Source organism: Massilia sp. ST3 (genome assembly GCF_018119405.1).
Lineage (GTDB): Bacteria > Pseudomonadota > Gammaproteobacteria > Burkholderiales > Burkholderiaceae_D > Telluria.
In genome coordinates, this window is the sequence record NZ_JAGPWC010000027.1 from 1 (window position 1) to 20,563 (window position 20,563).

The following is a 20,563-nucleotide window of genomic DNA, read 5'->3' on the forward strand; positions in this document are numbered from 1 at the left end:
TTCTTTGGGGTGGGGGGGGGGGGGGGGGGGGGGGGGCCCCCCCCCCACGCGGTGATAGGTAGTGGCAAGATCATCGGGCCCGTGATCGGAGCCGATAAGGATCACCGCGTGGGCGACGTAGCCGCCCACCCTACGAGTTATTGAGCGTTCTGCAGCTGTTCTGCGGTCAGGAGGAACACCGCATCGTCCCCGATGCTGGTGGTCAGCCAGGTCAGCCCCAGCTCCCCGAAGGCGGCTTCGGCGTAGTCGCGCTCGTTGCCGATTTCGACGATCAGGATGCCTTCCGGCGTCAGGCGCTCGGCTGCGCCGGCGACGATCTTGCGCACCAGGTCCATGCCGTCCTCGCCGCCCGCCAGCGCGATCTGCGGCTCGCGCAGGTATTCCGGCGGCAGCTTGCCCATCGAGGCCGAATTCACGTACGGCGGGTTGGTGACGATGATGTCGTACTTCTTGAACGGCACGTTCTCGTACAGGTCGGACTCGATCGGGTTGACCCGGCCTTCGAGCTTGTATTCGCGGATGTTGTGCTCGGCCACGGCCAGCGCGTCCTTCGAGATGTCGACCGCGTCCACCACGGCGTTCGGGAAGGCGTCGGCCATCATGATCGCCAGGCAGCCGCTGCCGGTGCACAGTTCCAGCACGTTCTCGATCGCGTCCGGGTCTTCCACCCAGGGGCTGAACATCTGCGGGATCAGCTCGGCGATGAAGGAGCGCGGCACCAGCACGCGCTCGTCGACGTAGAAGTTGTAGGTGCCCAGCCAGGCTTCCCTGGTGATGTAGGCGGCCGGCACGCGCTCGGTGACGCGGCGCTCGATCACGGACAGCACCTGCAGCACTTCTTCCTGCAGCAGCCTGGCGTCGAGGAAGGGTTCGAGCTTGTCCAGCGGGAGCTTGAGGGTGTGCAGGATCAGGTAGGCGGCTTCGTCGAGGGCCTCGGCGCTGCCGTGGCCGAAGAACAGCTTGGCGCCGTTGAAGCGGGTGACGGCATAGCGCAGCAGGTCGCGCGGCGTGCTGAAAGGGGTCGTAGTCATGGCCATGTTCTCGTGTTGGTGGGCTCAGGCAGCCAGCAGGCGTTCCAGCGTACGGCGGTAGATGTTCTTCAGGGGATCGATGTAGCGCAGTTCGATGTGCTCGTCGATCTTGTGGATGCTGGCGTTCGGTGGGCCGAATTCTATCACCTGGGGGCAGATCCGGGCGATGAAGCGGCCGTCGGAGGTGCCGCCCGTGGTCGACAATTCCGTCTGTACACCGAGTTCTTCCTGGATCGCGCTGCAGACCGCGTCCGACAGCGTGCCTTTGGGCGTCAGGAAGGGCAGGCCGGACAGGGTCCAGGCCAGGTCGTAGTCCAGGCCGTGGCGGTCGAGGATGGCGTGCACCCGCGCTTCCAGGCCCTCTGCGGTGCTGGCGGTGGAGAAGCGGAAATTGAAGTCGAGGGTCATGCTGCCAGGAATCACATTGGTGGCTCCGGCGCCGGCATGGATGTTCGAGATCTGCCAGCTGGTGGGGGCATAGTATTCGTTGCCCTCGTCCCAGACCTCGGCGGCCAGCTCGGCCAGCGCCGGCGCGGCCTGGTGGATCGGGTTGCGCGCCAGCTGCGGGTAGGCGATATGGCCCTGCACGCCCTTGATCACGAGATGGCCCGAGAGCGAGCCGCGGCGGCCGTTCTTGATGGTGTCGCCCAGGACGTGGTTCGAGGTCGGTTCGCCCACCAGGCAATAGTCCAGCGTCTCGCCGCGTTCCTCCAGGCGTTCGCAGACGATCACGGTGCCGTCCACGGCCGGGCCTTCCTCGTCGCTGGTGATCAGGAAGGCGATCGAGCCCTTGTGATCGGGCTGCGCAGCAATAAATTCTTCGCAAGCAACGACCATCGCGGCGATCGAGGTCTTCATGTCCGACGCGCCGCGGCCGTAGAGCTTGCCATCGCGCTGGGTGGGTGCGAAGGGCTGGGACTGCCACTGGTCGACCGGCCCGGTCGGCACGACGTCGGTATGACCGGCGAACACGAAGACGGGCGACTCGGTCCCCTTGCGCGCCCACAGGTTGGTCACGCCGTTCGACTCGATGGTCTCGCAGCGGAAGCCCAGCGGCGCCAGCAGTTCGATGAGGCGCTGCTGGCAGCCCTTGTCGTGCGGGGTGATCGAGTCGAGGGCGATCAGTTCTTCGGTCAGGAGCAGGGTGCGCGAAGGTTTCATCAGCCGGCCTTCGCGAAAATGGCGTGGTACTGGTCGGCCGAGAAGCCGACGCTCAAAGGGCCGGCGCCGTCGAGCACGGGGCGCTTGATGACGGACGGGTTTTCCAGCATGAGTTCGGCCGCGCTGGCCTTGTCGACGATCTGCGCCTTGCGCTCGTCGCTCAGGTTACGCCAGGTCATGCCCTTGCGGTTGACCAGGACTTCCCAGTCGAGCTGCGCGAGCCAGCCGTCCACCAGTTCGCGGCTCAGGCCCTGTTTCTTGAAATCGTGGAAGCTGAAGTCGTGGCCGTTGTCGGCAAGCCAGGTGCGGGCTTTCTTGACGGTGTCGCAGTTGGGGATGCCGTACAGGGTCGCGGTCTTGGTCATGGTATGGGCGTAGATCATTGCGCCCGCGCGGGCGCGCAGGCTGTTTGAATTTTGGAAACGCGGGAGGATAGCACACGCTCCGCATTGGGGGATTGTACACAGGTGGTCGACGAGTGACGGCCGCCACGATGGCGCAAAGGCTATCGTCCCCCACGCCGCGCATAGCGAAATCAATTTTACTCACCGGGTGAATCGCACTAGCATCGACTTGGCAGAACGACCAGGGTGAGTCCATGAAACTGCATTTCGAGACCTTGCTCCACCGAACGCCTCTCCCGCGTCTCTGGCTGATTACCGTATTGCTGATGGTGGCCGGCGTTTCGGCCTACGTCTACTTCGAGTAGGGCGCGCCCGTGACGGGAACGCCCTGTTGGCCCGGGAGGGAGCGGATCATGATGCGGCGCCATAACACGCCGCTCAAGGGCGGCTGGCTGATGGTCGTGCTGGCCCTTGTGGTGGCCTTGTTGCTCTATTACCTGCTCTAGCGCTTCGTGATCACCTGGCTGCGCAGGCATGCCGGGCCCATCACCTTCGTGCTGAGCCTGATCGTCATCGTCCTTGCGTTGTCCAACGCTTGGAAGCACGAGCTCGTGTCCGCGTCCTGGCTGGCCGGGCAGAAGGACGCGCTGGCCGCCTTGAACAGTATCGTGACGATGCTGATCCTGGTCGCCGGTTCCATCTTTTCCTATTACCGCTTCTTCAAGGGCAGGACGCTGTCGCTACGGGTGGAGCTCTCGCTTGAAGCAACTGTCCACCAAACGCCGGAGCAATACCGCATTCATGCGATATCGCTATCGGCCAAGAATGTGGGCAGCTCGACGGTGTGGAACCCAACGCCGAAGATCACCGTACAGGTTCATGGACCGGATGGAGTTGCGGAAACGCGCCATATCACGCAATGGTCGGAGGAGGGTGGTAGCGAAGCGAACATGGCCGCAGTGATCGACGCGGGGGAAGCCGCCTTCTTTTTCGCACATCAACATATCCCAGATAGCGCCTGGGCTGTGACTTACTTCGCATCAATGAAGGCGGACCAAGGCGACGAGTGGCATATTTCGAAAACGATCAGTAACAAGGAACCTAAGTCGGGCTGACCTTGCGCTTCGCGCGGCCTTCGCATCATGCTGAGTCGTCGATGCTTACGACCTAGCAGCTAACTGTGCCGACACTGTCGCCTGTTCGAAGATCGATACCGATCCAGCAGCGATAGGGGCCTTCCTTGCTTGCTTTGTCCTGTGCGCTATACGAGCAATGGCCCCCTTTTTTATCGCGAGCGCGATCGCCTTTTGCACCTGAGCATGTTTCCGGCAAATCGGGACCGATAGCGTCGAACATTTCTTTTGCGGGAGGTCCATCGATCAGGATGGATAGCTTGCGGTCGCCGGCGGAGGGTAACTGCCTGTCCGCGAGCGTGCCGCCGTGGATCAGATAGATCGCTCCGGGAATCGACTTCCATCCATCGATCGGCGTGGCGGCAAGCGCTAGCGAGAGTGAACCAACCCCAATCACGCCTGCGAAAAGCCAAACAACGTTTTGCATTTTCAGCATGAATCATCCTCGCAGCTTCAGGTGGAAATGGTCGTCGTGACGGGGCGCTCTTTTTGCGAACGGAACGCCGGGGGGCGTTGAACAATACGGTAACGACCGGTGCGAATGTCCGGAAGAGACCAATCGGCCATTGTTGTCGAGCGCCATAAGTCCGTAATTGCCGATCGTCAAGACAAGGGCTGTGCGCCGTCAAGCTGCCATGGACCTCATGAGGCGAGAGCCTGCGACAACTCAGGAATTGAGCGTGAACTCCGTAAACGATGCGCCCTGCGGTTCATCGGGCTTGTTCTGTTCTTCCTGCTGCGCCTGGCTTTCCGGTCCGTTGTTGAGCAGCCAGAGCAGGTTGGTGGCGGAGTCCGCGTTCGCCAGCGCTTCGTCCTGGCTCACCAGGCCTTCGCGCACCAGGCGGAACAGGGCGGTCTCGAAGGATTGCGAGCCGGGCGACAGGCTCTTGTCCATCGCTTCCTTGATCTGGCTGATCTCGCCTTTCTCGATCAGGTCGGCGATATAGCGCGTGTTCAGCATGACCTCCACCGCCGCCTGGCGCTGGCCGCCCGCGGCGGATTTCACGAGCCGCTGCGAGACGATGGCCTTGACGCTCGACGCCAGGTCCTGCAGCAGCGCGGCGCGGTTCTCGATCGGGTAGAAGCTGATGATGCGGTTCAGCGCGTTGTAGCTGTTGTTGGCGTGCAGGGTGGCCAGCACCAGGTGGCCGGATTGAGCATAAGCCAGTGCGGCGGCCATGGTTTCGCGGTCGCGGATTTCGCCGATCAGGATGCAGTCCGGCGCCTGGCGCATCGAGTTCTTCAGCGCTGTGTGGAAACTGGTGGCGTCGCTGCCGATCTCGCGCTGGTTGACGATCGACTTCTTGTTCTTGAACAGGTATTCGATCGGGTCTTCGAGCGTGAGGATGTGGCCGGTGCGCTGCTCGTTGCGGTGGTCCAGCATGGACGCGATCGTGGTCGACTTGCCGGAACCGGTGGCGCCGACCACCAGCAGCAGGCCGCGTTTTTCCATGATCAGTTCGGACAGCACGGACGGCAGGCCCAGTTCGCCCAGCGGCGGGATATTCGCCGGCACGAAGCGGAACACGGCCGAGATCGAGCCGCGCTGGCGGAAGGCCGACAGGCGGAAGCGTCCCAGGTTGGGCACGGACACGCCCATGTTCAATTCGTTCTCGCGCTCGAGTTCGGCCATCTGCTCGGGCGTGGCGATCTCTGACAGTAGCGAGTGGATGGTGTCGGGTTCGAGACGGTGCTGGTTGATCGGGATGAGGTTCCCGTTGATCTTGATGTGGACCGGCGAGTTCACCGCGAAGAACATGTCGGACGCGTTCTTCTCCTTCATCAGTTGGAACAGGCGTTCCATGGCCATGGCATCGTCTCCGTATTGTTTTGGTGTTTCAGGGCCGGTTGGACGCGTCGGCGGGGAACCCGCCAACCCTACCGTAGGGTTGGTGGCTCCGCCGCCGACGCGTTCAACCAGCCAATGCGCAGCCGTGAATCAGTCCCCGCGCAGCAGCTCGTTGATGCCGGTTTTCGCACGCGTCTGTGCATCCACGCGCTTGACGATCACCGCGCAGTACAGGCTGTACTTGCCGTCGCTTGAGGGCAGGCTGCCCGACACCACCACCGAGCCCGAAGGCACGCGGCCGTAGGAGACTTCGCCCGTCTCGCGGTTGTAGATCTTGGTCGACTGGCCGATGTACACGCCCATCGAGATCACCGAGTTCTCTTCCACGATCACGCCTTCGACGATTTCCGAGCGCGCGCCGATGAAGCAGTTGTCCTCGATGATGGTCGGGTTGGCCTGCATCGGTTCCAGCACGCCGCCGATGCCCACGCCGCCCGACAGGTGGACGTTCTTGCCGATCTGGGCGCAGGAGCCGACGGTGGCCCAGGTGTCGACCATCGCGCCTTCGTCGACGTAGGCGCCGATGTTGACGTAGGACGGCATCAGCACCACGTTCTTGCCGATGAAGCTGCCGCGGCGGGCCACGGCCGGCGGCACCACGCGGAAGCCACCCTTGGCGAAATCTTCCGGGGTGTAGTCGGCGAACTTGGTCGGCACCTTGTCATAGAACTGCATCCCGCCGCCGCCGGCGACCGGCACGTTGTTCTCGAGGCGGAAGGACAGCAGCACGGCTTTCTTGATCCACTGGTTGACGACCCAGCTGCCGGTGTCCTTCTGCGCCACGCGCAGGCTGCCGTTGTCGAGGCCGGCGAGGACGTGGGCGACGGCGTCGCGCACTTCAGCGCTGGCGTTCGACGGGCTGATCTCCGCGCGCTGTTCCCACGCGGTGTCGATGATGTTCTGGAGTTGTTGAGTCATGATGCAGTCTAGTGTGGAGGAGGGTAAGGCTTGTTCAGGCAAGGCTCTTGCAGAACTGGACGATGCGGTTCGCGGCTTCCAGTCCTTCGTCGACGCCGGCCACGAGGGCCATGCGGACACGGTTGCGGCCCGGATTGGTGCCGTGCGCTTCGCGCGCGAGATAGCTGCCCGGTAGGACCGTGACATTATAGTCGGCGTACAGGCGGCGTGCGAACTCCTCGTCCGACAGCCCGCTGCGGCGCACGTCGGCCCACAGGTAGAAGCCGGCGTCGGGCAGCTCGACGTCCATCACTTCCTTCAGCAGCGGGGTGATGAGCTGGAACTTCTCGCGGTACAGCGCGCGGTTTTCCTGCACGTGGTGTTCGTCGTTCCAGGCGGCGATCGAGGCCGCCTGCACCGGCGGCGACATGGCGCCGCCGCAGTAGGTGCGGTAGAGCAGGAACTTCTTCATCGCGACCGGGTCACCCGCTACGAAGCCCGAGCGCATGCCTGGCACGTTGGAGCGCTTCGACAGGCTGGAGAACACGATCAAGTTGCGGTAGGGGCGCTCGCCCTCGGCGCGTCCCAGCTGGTGGGCCGCTTCCAGCGCGCCCAGCGGCGGCGCCGAACCGCTGTAGATCTCGGAATAGCACTCGTCCGCGGCGATCAGGAAGTTCCAGCGGTCGGCCAGCTCGAACAGCTGGCGCCAGTCGTCCAGGGTCAAGGTGGCGCCGGTCGGATTGCCCGGCGAGCAGACATACAGCAGCTGCACGCGCGGCCACACGTCGTCCGGCACGCTGCCGTAGTCGCAGGCGAAGTTGCGCGCCGGTTCGGAGTTGACGAACCAGGGCTGGGCGCCGGCCAGGTAGGCCGCGCCTTCGTAGATCTGGTAGAACGGGTTCGGGCACATCACCAGCGCGTCCGGCTTGCGGCCGTCGATCATGCACTGGGCGATGGCGAACAGCGCTTCGCGCGAGCCGTTCACCGGCAGCACCATCGTGGCCGGGTCCAGCGCCGGCACGCCGTAGCGGCGTTCCAGCCAGGCGGCGATGGCCGCGCGCAGCGGCTCGCTGCCGTGGGTGCTGGGGTAGCTCGACAGGCCCGACATCGCGTGCAGCAAGGCCTTCTCGATGAAGGCAGGCGTCGGATGCTTGGGCTCGCCGATGCCGAGGCTGATCGGGGAGTACGCGGGATTGGGGGTGACGCCGGAGAACAGTTGGCGCAGCTTTTCGAACGGGTAGGGATGGAGTTGGTCGAGATGCGGATTCACGGCGTTATCCAGTTGGCGCTTTGCAATAATCTTTTGATTATACCGCGTTGATCCGGGCTGCATGGGACGCTTGTCCGAGTGGTTCTGAGGTAACATCAACGTGGAGAATCCCGGAGTTTTCGCCATGCCGATCCAGTTTGCACGCAGCCTCGCGGGGCACGAGCGCACCCCGGCCGCCAACCGCCACCTGGGCGTGGCGCTCGCCTTCGTCGCGGGTGCAATCAATGCCGGCGGCTTCCTCGCGGTCGGCCAGTACACATCCCACGTCACCGGCATCGTGTCGAGCGTCGCCGATCACATCGTGCTGGGCGAGGCGATGCTGGCGCTGGCTGGCGTGGGCGCTGTCCTCAGCTTCCTGCTGGGCGCCGCCTGCACGGCGGTGATCGTGAACTATGTACGGCGTCGCGGACTGCGCTGCGAATTCGCGCTGCCCCTGCTGGCCGAAGCGGTCCTCCTGCTTGGATTCGGCGTGCTGGGCGCGCGCCATGCGTTTGCCGGCGCCATGGCCATCCCGCTGACGGTGTTGCTGCTGTGCTTCATGCTGGGATTGCAAAATGCGGTCATCACCAAGATCTCGCGCGCCGAAATCCGCACCACCCACATGACCGGTGTCGTGACCGATATCGGGATCGAACTGGGCAAGCTCTTCTACTGGAATGCCGACGGCGGGGCCGCGCAGCCGAAGGTGCTGGCCAACCGTGGGCGGCTGGCGCTGCTAGCCTCGTTGCTGCTGGCCTTCCTCTGCGGCGGCATCGCAGGCGCGTTGGGGTTCAAGCACCTGGGCTACTTGTCGACCGTGCCGCTGGCGCTGGTGTTGGGCATGCTGGCGATCGTGCCGCTGGTGGACGACGCGGTACACGTGCTGTCCGGCCGCCCGCATCGCTGACGTGCCACAACGCCCGTCCCGTCGCCCGTCCGATGGGCTCGACAGGGGCTGTTGTCCAGGGACACAGGTAGCCGGGCCCACACAGCCGGAGAACAGCTGGCGCAGCTTCTCGAACGGTTAGGAATGGCCTTAGTCGAGCGGATTCACGGACTTATCCAGTTGGCGCTTTGCAATGAGCGTTCGAATATACCGTGTTGACCCGGCAGGTTCGGACGCCTGGCCGCGCGTCACGGAGACGTTGTTTCTTGGGTAACATGTCAATATTCCATCTCCCACAGGAATCCACATGATCGTCGACTATCTCGCGCATCACCGGCACTTCATCCCCGAAATCACGGACCTGATTTTTGGCCAATGGTCCGACCTGTTCGTGGCCGATGGCATCGGCAAGGACCAGCTCCGGGCGACGCTGGAAGTGCGGGCGAATACGGAGCGGCTGCCCATCAGTGTTGTCGCCCTGCGCGATGGCGAACTGCTGGGCACCGGCAGCATCAAGCTGGAGGAGCCGGGAACGAAGCCAGGGCTGTCGCCCTGGCTGGCCGGCATGTATATCAAGGAGGCCTACCGCGGCACCGGAGTCGGCGAGCAGATCGTCCGGGCGCTCGAAGCCAAGGCGCATGCCCTCGGCGTCGAGACGATGTATTTGTCGGTCGGGAGCGCGGTCGGCTTCTACACCCGTCTGGGCTGGCGCGTCATAGAAGAACGGGTCGACTCGTTCGGGGTCAAGGAAGTCACCCTGATGAGCAAGCGCTTGGGAGCGCCTGCGTAACTAGCCCGCCTGCTCGCGCCAGGCTCCCGGGTTGATGCCGCTCCATTCGCGGAAGGCGTGGGTAAACGCGCTCTGCTCCTGGAAACCGAGCAGGAAGGCGATGTCCACCAGGCCAAGATCGCGCTGGCGCAGGTAGTCCTGGGCCAGCGCGTAGCGCACCGCGTCCAGCACCGCCTGGAAGCTGGTGCCGGCGTCGGCCAGCTTGCGCTGCAGGGTGCGCGCCGACATGCCGAGGTCTTGCGCCACCAGCGGCAGGCGCGCGCCGTTGTTCGACAGCCGGCGCAGCAGGGCCGCGCGCACCTGTGCCACCACGCCGTCGCCCTGCGCGCGCTCGCCCAGCAGGCGTTCGGCGTGCTGGCGCAGCAGCGGATACAGGCTGACGTCCGCGTTGGGCACCGGCAGCGACAGGATGGCGGCGTCGAAGTGCGCCGCGTGGGCGGCGGCGCCGAAGCTGGGCGTCACGCCCAGGATGCGCCGGTATTCGCCGGCGTCGGCGCCGCTGCGGTGCGCAAAGCTCACGCGCGCGGGTGTCAGCGGCCGGCCCGCGAGCCAGCTGCCGAACACGCGGATACCCGCGAACACGCTTTCCACCAGGTGCCGGCTGGCCTGCGGGTAGTGGCTGTCCCAGGCATACACGGCGTCAAGGCCATCGATCGCCACCCGGGTGCGTCCCAGGTCATGGGCCAGCTGCTCGTAGCGCTGGGTCTGGGCCAGGGCCTGGGCAAAGTCGCTGCAGGCCAGCAGCATCATGCCGTAGGCGCTGAAGGTGCCGGGACGGACCTTTTCTCCCACGTGCAGGCCGAAATGCGGATCGTCCGCCAGGCGCGCGCCGGCGTCGAGCAGGGCGATGTAGTCGCGCGCGGGCAGGCTCTCGGGCAGGGAAAGCAGCACACCGGCCGGCAAGCCCGCGCCGGCCGCCAGCTGCGCGGGCGCGACGCCGCGCTCGGCGGCCGCGTCGAGCAGCGGCTGCAGGTAGGGGCCGGTGACCCGGCCGTTGTCGGCGACGGCGCCGGAGGGTGGCGCAAGGTGTGGCGCATTGGAGCAAGGCTGTGTCATGAAAGCGCAATACGGCGTTGGACTTCCCGCTTAATGTGGCATGCGATGGCCAGAATGGCAATAACCAGTATAACGGGAAGAATAACGCATGCGACGCTGGAACGGATGGGGTGACGACACGGTCGAGATGGAACTGGGAACGGAGGCGCGCGCCTTCCTCGAGGGGCGGGTCGGCAAGGGCCGGGCGCCGGCCGACGCCAGCTTCGAGCAGGCCTGCGCCGGCTTGCCTGCAGGGCGCCTGCCGCCGCACTGGCTGGTCGACGCGTCGCCGCAGACGCGCGCCCTGCACGCGCTGGGCCAGAGCCTGCCGGACTGGCTGCGCCTGCGCCACGGGCGCCTGGGCAAGGTGCCGGACGGGGTGGCCTTCCCGGAATCGAGCGAGCAGGTGCGCGAACTGCTGGACTTCGCGGCCCTGTACGGCGCCGACGTGATTCCCTACGGCGGCGGCACCAGCGTGGCCGGCCACCTCGAAGTGGGCGCGGCGGCGCGTCCGGTCCTGAGCATCGCCATGCACCGCATGCGCGGCCTGGTTTCGCTCGACCGCGAGGCCCAGCTGGCCTGCTTCGGGGCCGGCGTCACCGGGCCGGACCTGGAAGCCCAGCTGCGCGCCCATGGCTACACCCTGGGGCACTTCCCGCAATCCTTCGAGTACTCGACCCTGGGCGGCTGGGTCGCCACGCGCTCTTCCGGCCAGCAGTCGCTGCGCTACGGGCGCATCGAGCAGCTGTTCGCCGGCGGGCGGGTCGAAACGCCGGTCGGCACCCTCGAGATCCCGACCTTTCCGGCGTCCGCCGCCGGCATCGACCTGCGCGAGATGGTGCTCGGCTCGGAAGGCCGGCTCGGCATCCTGACCCATGCCAGCGTGCGCGTCACCCGCCTGCCGCAGCACGAAGCCTTCCACGCCGTGTTCTTCCCCAGCTGGGAAAAGGCGGTGCAGGCGGTGCGCGGCCTGGCCCAGGCGCGCCTGCCGCTGTCGATGCTGCGCCTGTCGAACGCCCTGGAGACTTCCACCATGCTGACCCTGGCCGGCCACCCGCGCCGGGTCGGCCTGCTGCGGCGCGTTCTTCGCTGGCGCGGCTGCGGCGAAGGCATGTGCATGATGCTGGTGGGCGTCAGCGGCCAGCGCAAGCAATGCAGGCAGGCCCTGGACGCGGCCCTGGCCATGGCGCGCCCCCACGGCGGCGTGCACCTGGGCCGCATGCTGGGCGAGCGCTGGCGCCGTAACCGCTTCCGCAGCGTCTACCTGCGCAACGTCCTCTGGACCCAGGGCTACGCCATCGACACCGTGGAGACGGCGCTCGACTGGTCGCGCGTCACGCCGGCGATGGAAGCCATCGAGGCGGCCGCGGCGCACTCCTTGCAGCCCTTCGGCGAGAAGGTGCACGCCTACACCCACCTGTCGCACCTGTACCCGCAGGGCGCGAGCGTGTACTCGACCTTCGTGTTCCGCCTGGCTGGCGACTACGAGGCCGACGTGGCGCGCTGGCGCCAGCTCAAGGACCGCGTGTCGGACGCCATCGTCGCCAGCGGCGGGACGATCACCCACCAGCACGGGGTGGGCACGGACCACGCACCCTGGCTGGCGGCCGAGAAGGGCGAGCTGGGACTGAGCGCGATGGCCACGCTGTTCCGCCACTTCGACCCGGAACGCCGCATGAATCCGGGCAAGCTGGTGAACCGATGAGGGCCCGCGCGGAAGAGATCGGGGCGCTGGCCGGGCGCGAGTGGGATGTGCTGGTGATCGGCGGCGGAATCACCGGCGCCGGCATCCTGCTCGAGGCGGCGCGGCGCGGCTTGCGCGCGATGCTGGTGGAGCAGCGCGACTTCGCCTGGGGCACCTCCAGCCGCTCGTCCAAGCTGGTGCACGGCGGCCTGCGCTACCTGGCCGAAGGCCAGCTGCGCCTGACGCGCGAGTCGGTGCGCGAGCGCGAGGCCCTGCTGCGCGAGGCGCCGGGACTGGTCGAGCCCCAGGGATTCGCTTTCGCGGACCACGGCGGGGGCTGGCCGCGCCGGCTCGGCTTCCTGGCCGTGCTGCGCATCTACGACCGGCTGGCGGGGCGGCGCGAGCCGCACTGGGAGACGGCGGACGGCTTCGCCATGCTGGCGCCGAACGTGCGGCGCGAAGGCCTGCTGGGCGGGGTGCGCTATACCGACGCCAAGACCGACGATGCGCGCCTGGTGCTGCGGGTGCTGGACGAGGCCCGCGCGCATGGGGCGGAGGCGCTCAACTATGTCGCGGTGCAGGGGATGTTGCGCGAGGGCGGACGAATCGTCGGCGCCCGCCTGCTGGACGAGCGCAGCGGCCAAGAGCAGGCCGTGCGCGCCCGCGTGGTGGTCAACGCCTCGGGCGCCTGGGCCGGTGCGCTGGGAGGCGAGGGCAAGGGGCCGCGCCTGCGTCCCCTGCGCGGCAGCCACCTGGTGCTGCCGTCCTGGCGCCTGCCGCTGGCGCAAGCGGTGAGCCTGCTGCACCCCGGCGACCGCCGCCCCGTGTTCGCCTTTCCGTGGGAGGGCGCGACCCTGGTCGGCACCACCGACGTCGACCACAGCGAGGGCCTGCACCTGGAGGCGCGCATCACGCGCCACGAATTCGATTACCTCATGACCGCGCTGCGCGCCGCCTTCCCGCAGCTTGGCCTGCAGGACGGCGACGTGCTCGCGACCTATGCCGGCGTGCGCCCCGTGATCGACAGCGGCCAGCACGGTGCGCCCTCGAAGGAGCGGCGCGAGCACATGGTGTGGTCCGAGCCCGGCCTGGTGTCGGTCACCGGGGGCAAGCTGACCACCTTCCGCGCCATCGCGCTCGACACCCTGCGGCACGCGGCGCCCCAGCTGCCGGGCTGGCAGGCCGACTTGGCGCCGGTGCCGGTGTTCGCGCGCGTGACGCCGCCGCTGTGCCGCGCCTTGCCGGGTTCCGTGCTGCGGCGCCTGGGCGGACGCTATGGGCGGCATGCGCAGGCGCTAGTCGACGCGGCGGGCGAGGGCGAACTGGAGACGGTGCCCGGCACCGAAACCCTGTGGGCCGAACTGCGCTGGGCCGCGCGCGCCGAGCGGGCGCGGACCCTGGCCGACCTGCTGCTGCGCCGGACCCGCCTGGGCATCCTGCTGCCGCAGGGCGGGGCGGCGCACCTGGCGCGCATCAAGACCATCTGCCAGCCGGAGCTGGGCTGGGACGAGGCCCGCTGGCTGGCCGAGCAGGCCGGCTACATGGCATTATGGCGCGAGTGCTATGGCATTCCCGCCGCCTGACTACCACCATAAGAACGATGCCTGAACCGCTGATCCTCGCCATCGACAATGGCACCCAGAGCGTGCGCGCGCTGCTGTTCGACCTGCGCGGCGACATCGTCGCCAAGTCGCAGGTGCACCTGCAAGCCTATTTCTCCACCCATCCCGGCTGGGCCGAGCACGATGCCGAGGGCTATTGGCAGGCGGTGTGCGAAGCCTGCCTGCGCCTGTGGGAAATGCCGGGCGCCGACCGCGACCGCGTGGCCGGCGTGGCCGTGACCACCCAGCGCGGCACCGTCGTCAACCTCGACAAGGACGGGCGTCCGCTGCGGCCCGCGATCACCTGGCTCGACCAGCGCCGCACCGAACAGGTGCCGCCGATCGGGCCGCTGTGGCGCGCCGCCTTCAAGCTGGCGCGGGTGGCCGACACCATCGACTACTTCCGCGGCGAGGCCGAGATCAACTGGATCGCCGCGCACGAGCCTGAGGTATGGCGCAAGACCGACAAGGTCCTGCTGCTGTCCGGCTGGCTGAACTACCGCCTGTGCGGCCGCTTCGTGGATTCGTCCGGCTCGCAGGTGGCCTACCTGCCGTTCGACTACAAGCGCCTGCGCTGGGCCGCGGCGCGCGACTGGAAGTGGCAGGCCCTGGCCGTGGCGCCGCACATGCTGCCCGAGCTGGCCGAGCCCGGCACGCGCCTGGGCCAGGTCAGCGCCGAGGCCGCGCGCGCGACCGGCATCCCGGAAGGCCTGCCGCTGCTGGCGGCGGCGGCCGACAAGGCCTGCGAAGTGATCGGCGCCGGCTGCAGCGAGCCGCACGTCGGCTGCCTGAGCTACGGCACCACCGCCACCATCAACACCACCAGCGCGCGCTACGTCGAGGTGACGCCCTTCGTGCCGCCGTATCCGGCCGCCGTGCCCGGCGCCTACAGCACCGAGGTCCAGGTATTCCGCGGCTACTGGATGGTCAACTGGTTCAAGGAACAGTTCGGCCACCATGAGCAGGCGCGCGCGCTGCAGGAGGACGTGGCGCCGGAGCGGCTGTTCGACGATCTGGCCAACGCGGTGCCTCCGGGTTCCATGGGCCTGATGCTGCAGCCCTACTGGACGCCGGGCATCCGGGTGCCGGGCAGGGAGGCGAAGGGTGCGATCATCGGCTTCGGCGACGTGCACACGCGCGCCCACGTCTACCGCGCCATCCTGGAAGGGCTGGCCTATGCGCTACGCGAAGGGAAGGAGCGGATCGAGAAGCGCAGCGGCGTGCCGATCACCGAGCTGCGCGTCTCCGGCGGCGGTTCGCAGAGCGATGCGGCGATGCAGCTGACGGCCGATATCTTCGGCCTGCCGACCTCGCGTCCGCACGTGTACGAGACCTCGGGCCTGGGGGCGGCCATCGACGCGGCCGTCGGCCTGGGACTGTATCCGGATTTCCCGAGCGCCGTGAAGGCGATGACGCGGGTGGGAAGGGTGTTCGAGCCGATTCCGGAGAACCGGGCGATCTACGAGCGCCTGTACCGCGACGTGTACGTCAAGATGTACCGCCGCCTGCAGCCGATGTACCGCGACATCGCGCGCATCACCGGCTATCCGGTGCGTACCTAGGCGGACCTTCAGGCGGCGTGTTCGAGCGCCGGGCCGGTCACCGGATCCAGGAAGGACAGCAGCGGCGCCATGATCGCCCGTTCGCCGGCGCTGCAGGTCGCCAGCGCCAGTTCGCGCGACAGTTCGCGCAGGCGCCAGCCGATCTCGCTGGTGGCGACCGCGTGTTCGAACACCAGCAGGCCGTCGAAACCGTCCTCGCCCTCGGGCAGCAGCACCAGGTCCAGGCCAGAGCTCAATGCGGCGCGCTGCAGCTGCGCCATGCGCGCCGCGATGCGTTCGAGCAGTTCGCGGGTCGATGGGCTCAAGCCGGCGCTCTGCGCCAGCGCCTGCGCGGTACCCATGCCGTCGACGATGCGGCGGTACAGGCGCGCGTCGCGGTCCAGCACGGAGCGCTCGGCGCAGGCCTGGCCGACGCCGCCGCGCAGGTGCTGCCTGGCGCGCGACACCACGGCGGCGATGCGCCGGTCATGCTCGCTCGTGATGAGCTTGAGCGAGACTTCCGCCCGTTCCAGCCCGTGCGCCGCGCGCAGCATGGCGCTGACGGCTTCGGCCGCCGCCAGCACCTGGCCGCAAGGGCTGATGGCCGCACCGGCCAGGCGCCGCGGATAGCCGGAACCGTCCAGGCGCTCGTGGTGTTCGGCGATGGCCCGCGCCACTTCCGGCGGATAGGTCTCGTGCTCGGCGATCAGCATCTGGCTGGTGCGCGGATGGACCACCAGGTGGGCCCATTCGTGCGGCAGCAGCTGGCGTCCGGGCGCCAGATAGGCCGGGTCGATGTACAGCTCGCCGATATCGTGGAGCAGGCCGGCCAGTGCGCACGACTGCTGCAGTTCGGCCGACAGGCCGAGATGCTTGGCGAAGCATGCAGCCGCGATCGCGACCGTCACCGCATGGTCGAGCGCCTCGTTGCCGCCGCGCTCGGAGATCGTGAGCATCATCGTGGTTGCGTTGCCGAACTCCAGGCGCGACAGCATGGCGAGCGGCGAGGGGCCGCTGCCCTGCGAGACGGCGACGATCGCCGCCAGCGCCTGGTTGTCGGCCAGCAGGCGCTCGGCGGTCTTGACCACCAGGTTGGCGTCGACGCCGCCGGTGACGCGCAGCGAGGCTTCGATCGGCTTGGTGAGCTTGTGCAGGATGAGCTTTTCCTGCAGGACGCGGGAGACCTTGGCGCCCTTGGCGAGCAGCTTGTTGCCGCGCGCATCATAAATGTCTTCGGTGGCCACGACCGGCAACTGCTCGGCGAGTTCGATGACCTTCTCGAGGTAATGCTTGTTGACGACTGCGTCGGACATTGCTGCGATTCCGAGTGTTGGAAAACCCAAAGAATATCATGCTGTACGGCAACATATGTTATCGCAATACTAATTTATGGCGAACTTGTCTAGGCAAAACATTCTAATGGGGTAGTGCCTGTAGGATGGGGCGGCGCTCAGACGATCTTCATCCGGTCGGCCAGCAGGGCCTCGTAGGTCATGTTCTGCAGCATGGTGGCATGCATGGGATCGAGGTCCAGGAACTGGACCCCGTAGCTGTAGATCTCGCCCTGGCTGGACGCGGACTGCTCGATGGTGGCGTTGCGCACGATGGCCACGGTCTCGATGCGCATCTCCTGGTTGGCGGCCGGGATGGCGACCGTGAACTGCAACGCCAGCCTTTCCTCGCCGCGCGGGAAGGGGAAGGGCGAATCGATCCTGGCCCCGGTCACCGAGATATTGGTCAAGGTGCAGTCGATCGGCGCCAGTTCCGGCGCGGCGGTGCTGCGCACGCGGGCCGGCAGCTCGGTCCTGACCCGCATGGCGCCGCGCAGGCTGGTGCCCTGGATCGAGGTCGGGAAGGACAGGTGGACGTAGAACAGCGGCCGCCCGAACACGCGCTCGACGGTGCAGGCGAAAGAGCAGACGTTGACCCCGGAGAAGACCCGGATGGTGACGCGCTCGCCTTCGGTCAGCCCGATCGGATTGCCGTTCTCGAGCGGGATCTTGACGATGATGTACTCGTCCTTCAGGTAGCCGATCAGGGTGGAGAAGTAGGAGACCGGCTTGACGCGGCGGTGCGTCACGAGCTGGAGGCGCACGCCGACCTGCAGGTTCAGGGTCTCGAACTCGAATTCCTGGGGAGCGAGTTCCTGGGGGGATGCGCCTTTCATGTGGTGCGGTAGCGGCTTTATACGGCGAAAGAGCGAAATGATAACACTGCCTGTTCTTGCTTGCCGGACAGTCCCCTCGCTTGCCGGCAAGGGCCCCGTCCGCACTGACCAGCTGGTGCTACCCGCAATGGAATCTTTATATTTAAGCAAACACCAATAACGCCTAGTTATTAAGCCGTTGTTTTTAAAGCGTTTTTTCTTGTATTTACTTTAACAAATCGAAATTCTTCTTGCGCTTCTTTGCGGATTGGAAAATTTCTAGAGTAGATTCTCTAATATCCGTCCCGCATGGGGGGTGGTGCGTTCCCCGCAAGCCTTGCAGCGCTATCGGGATTTTTCCTCAACTGGATCGATCGACATGAAGTTCAACAATCTCCGTATTGGCACTCGCCTCGGCGCCGCCTTCGCCGCCATCCTCGTTCTCATGAGCTTCATGCTCGCCAGTGCGCTTTGGCAGCTGGGCCGGATCGACCACGCCAAGGAGGTCATGGCCATGGCCGAGCACAAGGCCAGCCTCGCCAGCGACTGGTTATCGGGCATCGCCACCAACAGCGTGCGCACCCTGGCCCGGGCCAAGAGCACCGATCCCGCCGACGACGCCTACTACGCGGCGGAGATGAAAGCCGTCAGCGCGAACGTGAGCAAGGTCCAGAAGGAGCTCGAAGCCCTGGTCGAGAGCGACAAGGGCAAGGCGCTGCTCCAGGCCGTGGCCGAGAACAGGAAGGCCTATACCGCCATCCGCGACGAGGCCTATAAACGCAAGAGCGCGCTCGGCCCGGGCAGCGAGGAGCTCAAGACCTATGTCAAGGGATCCCTGTTGCCTGCGATGGAGCGCTATGTCCGCTCGGTGCAGGACGTGGCCGCCTACCAGAAACAGCTGTTCGAGGACGCCAGCCGCCGCATCGATGCCATGCACGCACAGGGGCAGCGCCTCCTGGTCGCCATTGGCGCCGTGGCCCTGCTGTGCGGCGCGGGGTTCGGCATGGCGCTCACGCGAGGCATCACGCGCCCCCTGGGCAGCGCCGTCGGGCTGGCCCGGCGGGTGGCCTCGGGCGACCTGACCGCCGACATCCGCGTCGATACGCGCGACGAGGTCGGCGAGCTGCTGGCGGCCCTGAAGACCATGAACGGGCAGCTGCTCAAGACCGTCACCGACGTGCGCGCCGGCACCGAGACCATCGTCACGGCTTCGCGCCAGATCTCGGCGGGCAACCTCGACCTGTCGGCCCGTACCGAGCAGCAGGCCGGCTCGCTGGAGGAGACCGCGTCCTCGATGGAAGAACTGACCGGCACCGTGCGCCAGAACGCGGACAATGCGCGCCAGGCCAATACGCTGGCGCTGGCCGCCGCCGAAATCGCCGTGCGCGGCGGCACCGTGGTGTCGCAGGTGGTGGCCACGATGGAGTCGATCAACGCCTCGTCCAGGCAGATCGGCGACATCATCGGGGTCATCGACAGCATCGCCTTCCAGACCAACATCCTGGCCCTGAACGCGGCGGTGGAAGCCGCGCGCGCCGGCGAGCAGGGGCGGGGCTTCGCCGTGGTCGCCTCCGAAGTGCGCAACCTGGCCCAGCGCTCGGCCGGTGCGGCCAAGGAGATCCGCACCCTGATCACCGATTCGGTGTCCAAGGTCGATGCCGGCGGCCGCCTGGTCGACGAGGCCGGGGCCACCATGCAGGAAATCGTGCAAGGCATCGCGCGCGTCACCGACATCATGTCCGAGATCGCCTCGGCCAGCGCCGAACAGACGCTCGGCATCGAGCAGGTCAATGCCGCGATCACCCAGATGGATGGCGCCACCCAGCAGAACGCGGCCCTGGTCGAGGAGGCCGCGGCGGCCGCGGCGTCGCTGCAGGACCAGGCGGCCGCGCTGGCGCAGTTGGTCAGCACCTTCACGGTGCACGCCGCCCCGGTATCGCCACCGGCCGCACGGCGCGCGCGTCTCGTGCACGCCTGAATCCCGGCCTGAACCCCGGCGTCTCCGGCCGGGGACGGATCACCCGGCCGGCGGGACGAAAGCCGGCAGCCCGGCGGTCCCGAGGCGCCGGTGCGCTGCTATACTCGGCGCACCATGAACCACGCATTCCCGGCCGCTCCCGCGCCGCCCCTCAAGACCGTCGCCTGGGCCGTGCTCCTGTGGACGGCGGTCAGCGCGCTCGGCGCCCTGCAGACCTATAGCGACAACCTGCGCGCCGGCGCCGAGAGCCACTATCCGGCCCTCCTGGTCACCTGGTTCATCGAATACGCGGTGCCGCTGATCGTCCTGAGCGCGGGCCTGAGCCTGGCGCTGGCGCGCCGGCCGGAACTGGTGGCGCGCCCACGGCGGGTGGTCGCCCTGTTCGTCGGCCTGATGGCCGTGTTCCAGCCGCTGCAATGGCTGTACATGGCCTGGCTGCGCGGCTACCTGCCGGTGGCCGGCCCGGACGAGGCCTGGCAGCTGTTCCTCAAGATGCTGCTGGTCGGCTGGTTTTCCGCCACCGGGACCTTCGCCGCCATCCTGGCGATCCATTACTGGCGCCATGCGCTGGAGCGCGAGCTGGCCTGGCAGCGCTCGCAGACCGACATGCTGAACCTGCGCCTGGCGCTGGAAGAACAGCGCATGCTGGCGCTGCGCGCCCAGTTCGAACCGCACTTCCTGTTCAACGCGCTGAACGCGATCAGCGCCCTGGTGCGCGCCAACGACAAGGCGCTGGCGCTGGGCGGCATCGGGCGGCTGAGCGACCTGCTGCGCTACGCGCTCTCGGCCAGCGCGCGCAATACCGCCACCGTCGCCGAGGAGCTGCAGTTCGTGCGCGACTACCTGGACCTGCAGCGCCTGCGCTACGAGGACCGGCTGCAGGTCGGCATCGAAGGCGCCGGTCCATGGCTGCACGAGATCGGCTGTCCGCCCCTGATCCTGCAGCCGCTGCTGGAAAACGCGCTGCGCCACGACCTCGATTGCAGGGAAGGACCGGGCGACATCCGCGTCCGATTCGCACGTGAAATGGAAAGTGGGGGCCAGGGCGAGGTGCTGTCGATCCGGGTGACCAACCCGGCCAGCGGCCAGGCATCAATCAATCCCGGCGCCGGCCTCGGCCTGGCGAACACGCGCGACCGGCTGCGCCTGATGCATCCCGCGGCTTCGCTGCGGGCGGGGCTGGAAGGGGAACGCTTCGTGGCCGAGATTCGCCTGCCGCTTGGCGTCCAGGACTAGCG

At 67.1% G+C, this 20,563-nt stretch carries 18 protein-coding genes; 8 read left to right on the forward strand and 10 right to left on the reverse strand.

From position 1 onward, the window contains the following. Positions 1 to 137: 137 nt before the first annotated feature. The 3 genes from prmB to KBW98_RS11375 are packed head-to-tail and all read right to left on the reverse strand — an operon-like array spanning position 138 to position 2,575. Entirely contained in the window at positions 138 to 1,031 is an 894-nt protein-coding gene (gene prmB, locus KBW98_RS11365) for a 50S ribosomal protein L3 N(5)-glutamine methyltransferase (RefSeq protein WP_211520251.1), read from the reverse strand. Between the two features lie 24 nt (positions 1,032 to 1,055). Continuing rightward, a complete protein-coding gene (gene dapE, locus KBW98_RS11370) occupies positions 1,056 to 2,192 on the reverse strand; it encodes a succinyl-diaminopimelate desuccinylase (protein ID WP_211520252.1) in 1,137 nt (378 codons plus the stop codon). Further along, entirely contained in the window at positions 2,192 to 2,575 is a 384-nt protein-coding gene (locus KBW98_RS11375; protein WP_229429131.1) for an ArsC family reductase, read from the reverse strand. Before KBW98_RS11375 ends, dapE begins: the two co-directional genes overlap by 1 nt. A 473-nt stretch (positions 2,576 to 3,048) precedes the next feature. Between KBW98_RS11375 and KBW98_RS11380 the strand changes: the two genes are divergently transcribed. Further along, entirely contained in the window at positions 3,049 to 3,651 is a 603-nt protein-coding gene (locus tag KBW98_RS11380; RefSeq protein ID WP_211520253.1) for a hypothetical protein, read from the forward strand. Positions 3,652 to 3,703: 52 nt separating this feature from the next. Here KBW98_RS11380 and KBW98_RS11385 read toward each other — a convergent pair whose 3' ends face one another. From KBW98_RS11385 to dapC, 4 genes are all read right to left on the reverse strand, one after another. Next, positions 3,704 to 4,105, reverse strand: a complete 402-nt coding sequence (locus KBW98_RS11385; protein ID WP_211520254.1) for a hypothetical protein — start codon at positions 4,103 to 4,105, stop codon at positions 3,704 to 3,706. A gap of 231 nt (positions 4,106 to 4,336) precedes the next feature. After that, positions 4,337 to 5,479 (reverse strand): PilT/PilU family type 4a pilus ATPase, encoded by a 1,143-nt coding sequence (locus KBW98_RS11390; RefSeq protein WP_211520255.1) that lies wholly within the window; start codon positions 5,477 to 5,479, stop codon positions 4,337 to 4,339. A 129-nt stretch (positions 5,480 to 5,608) separates the two neighbouring features. After that, positions 5,609 to 6,436, reverse strand: coding sequence for a 2,3,4,5-tetrahydropyridine-2,6-dicarboxylate N-succinyltransferase (gene dapD / locus KBW98_RS11395; RefSeq protein WP_211520256.1), 828 nt, complete (start codon positions 6,434 to 6,436; stop codon positions 5,609 to 5,611). A gap of 34 nt (positions 6,437 to 6,470) precedes the next feature. Continuing rightward, positions 6,471 to 7,685 (reverse strand): succinyldiaminopimelate transaminase, encoded by a 1,215-nt coding sequence (dapC, locus tag KBW98_RS11400; protein WP_211520257.1) that lies wholly within the window; start codon positions 7,683 to 7,685, stop codon positions 6,471 to 6,473. A 124-nt stretch (positions 7,686 to 7,809) separates the two neighbouring features. On the opposite strand from dapC, the gene KBW98_RS11405 reads away from it, so the two are divergent. Both KBW98_RS11405 and KBW98_RS11410 read left to right on the forward strand, forming a co-directional pair. Then, positions 7,810 to 8,571, forward strand: coding sequence for a YoaK family protein (locus tag KBW98_RS11405; protein ID WP_211520258.1), 762 nt, complete (start codon positions 7,810 to 7,812; stop codon positions 8,569 to 8,571). Positions 8,572 to 8,857: 286 nt separating this feature from the next. Further along, positions 8,858 to 9,340: a GNAT family N-acetyltransferase gene (locus tag KBW98_RS11410; RefSeq protein WP_211520259.1), complete on the forward strand. Its 483-nt coding sequence runs from the start codon at positions 8,858 to 8,860 to the stop codon at positions 9,338 to 9,340. On the opposite strand, the gene KBW98_RS11415 is transcribed toward KBW98_RS11410, so the two are convergent. After that, positions 9,341 to 10,396 carry an AraC family transcriptional regulator gene (locus KBW98_RS11415; protein ID WP_211520260.1) on the reverse strand — a complete coding sequence of 352 codons (1,056 nt, stop codon included), beginning with the start codon at positions 10,394 to 10,396 and terminating at the stop codon, positions 9,341 to 9,343. Between the two features lie 88 nt (positions 10,397 to 10,484). On the opposite strand from KBW98_RS11415, the gene KBW98_RS11420 reads away from it, so the two are divergent. The 3 genes from KBW98_RS11420 to KBW98_RS11430 are packed head-to-tail and all read left to right on the forward strand — an operon-like array spanning position 10,485 to position 15,222. After that, positions 10,485 to 12,080, forward strand: a complete 1,596-nt coding sequence (locus tag KBW98_RS11420; RefSeq protein ID WP_211520261.1) for an FAD-binding oxidoreductase — start codon at positions 10,485 to 10,487, stop codon at positions 12,078 to 12,080. After that, complete coding sequence (locus tag KBW98_RS11425) at positions 12,077 to 13,642, forward strand: glycerol-3-phosphate dehydrogenase/oxidase (protein ID WP_211520262.1); 1,566 nt, start codon at positions 12,077 to 12,079, stop codon at positions 13,640 to 13,642. Before KBW98_RS11420 ends, KBW98_RS11425 begins: the two co-directional genes overlap by 4 nt. Before the next feature lie 17 nt (positions 13,643 to 13,659). Further along, positions 13,660 to 15,222, forward strand: a complete 1,563-nt coding sequence (locus tag KBW98_RS11430) for an FGGY-family carbohydrate kinase (protein ID WP_211520263.1) — start codon at positions 13,660 to 13,662, stop codon at positions 15,220 to 15,222. 8 nt (positions 15,223 to 15,230) lie between these two features. Here KBW98_RS11430 and KBW98_RS11435 read toward each other — a convergent pair whose 3' ends face one another. Then, positions 15,231 to 16,514 (reverse strand): HD-GYP domain-containing protein, encoded by a 1,284-nt coding sequence (locus KBW98_RS11435; protein WP_211520264.1) that lies wholly within the window; start codon positions 16,512 to 16,514, stop codon positions 15,231 to 15,233. 137 nt (positions 16,515 to 16,651) lie between these two features. Further along, positions 16,652 to 17,368 carry a flagellar brake protein gene (locus tag KBW98_RS11440; protein ID WP_211520265.1) on the reverse strand — a complete coding sequence of 239 codons (717 nt, stop codon included), beginning with the start codon at positions 17,366 to 17,368 and terminating at the stop codon, positions 16,652 to 16,654. 358 nt (positions 17,369 to 17,726) lie between these two features. Between KBW98_RS11440 and KBW98_RS11445 the strand changes: the two genes are divergently transcribed. Together KBW98_RS11445 and KBW98_RS11450 are read left to right on the forward strand one after the other, a co-directional pair. Then, positions 17,727 to 19,325 (forward strand): methyl-accepting chemotaxis protein, encoded by a 1,599-nt coding sequence (locus KBW98_RS11445; protein ID WP_211520266.1) that lies wholly within the window; start codon positions 17,727 to 17,729, stop codon positions 19,323 to 19,325. 114 nt (positions 19,326 to 19,439) lie between these two features. Then, a complete protein-coding gene (locus KBW98_RS11450) occupies positions 19,440 to 20,561 on the forward strand; it encodes a sensor histidine kinase (RefSeq protein ID WP_211520267.1) in 1,122 nt (373 codons plus the stop codon). Positions 20,562 to 20,563: the final 2 nt, after the last annotated feature.

Coding starts and splice junctions, on each gene's coding strand:
- prmB (WP_211520251.1), bottom strand. CDS start 1,031: ATGACTACGACCCCTTTCAGCACGCCGCGCGACCTGCTGCGCTATGCC.
- dapE (WP_211520252.1), bottom strand. CDS start 2,192: ATGAAACCTTCGCGCACCCTGCTCCTGACCGAAGAACTGATCGCCCTC.
- KBW98_RS11375 (WP_229429131.1), bottom strand. CDS start 2,575: ATGATCTACGCCCATACCATGACCAAGACCGCGACCCTGTACGGCATC.
- KBW98_RS11385 (WP_211520254.1), bottom strand. CDS start 4,105: ATGCTGAAAATGCAAAACGTTGTTTGGCTTTTCGCAGGCGTGATTGGG.
- KBW98_RS11390 (WP_211520255.1), bottom strand. CDS start 5,479: ATGGCCATGGAACGCCTGTTCCAACTGATGAAGGAGAAGAACGCGTCC.
- dapD (WP_211520256.1), bottom strand. CDS start 6,436: ATGACTCAACAACTCCAGAACATCATCGACACCGCGTGGGAACAGCGC.
- KBW98_RS11405 (WP_211520258.1), top strand. CDS start 7,810: ATGCCGATCCAGTTTGCACGCAGCCTCGCGGGGCACGAGCGCACCCCG.
- KBW98_RS11410 (WP_211520259.1), top strand. CDS start 8,858: ATGATCGTCGACTATCTCGCGCATCACCGGCACTTCATCCCCGAAATC.
- KBW98_RS11415 (WP_211520260.1), bottom strand. CDS start 10,396: ATGACACAGCCTTGCTCCAATGCGCCACACCTTGCGCCACCCTCCGGC.
- KBW98_RS11420 (WP_211520261.1), top strand. CDS start 10,485: ATGCGACGCTGGAACGGATGGGGTGACGACACGGTCGAGATGGAACTG.
- KBW98_RS11425 (WP_211520262.1), top strand. CDS start 12,077: ATGAGGGCCCGCGCGGAAGAGATCGGGGCGCTGGCCGGGCGCGAGTGG.
- KBW98_RS11430 (WP_211520263.1), top strand. CDS start 13,660: ATGCCTGAACCGCTGATCCTCGCCATCGACAATGGCACCCAGAGCGTG.
- KBW98_RS11435 (WP_211520264.1), bottom strand. CDS start 16,514: ATGTCCGACGCAGTCGTCAACAAGCATTACCTCGAGAAGGTCATCGAA.
- KBW98_RS11440 (WP_211520265.1), bottom strand. CDS start 17,368: ATGAAAGGCGCATCCCCCCAGGAACTCGCTCCCCAGGAATTCGAGTTC.
- KBW98_RS11445 (WP_211520266.1), top strand. CDS start 17,727: ATGAAGTTCAACAATCTCCGTATTGGCACTCGCCTCGGCGCCGCCTTC.
- KBW98_RS11450 (WP_211520267.1), top strand. CDS start 19,440: ATGAACCACGCATTCCCGGCCGCTCCCGCGCCGCCCCTCAAGACCGTC.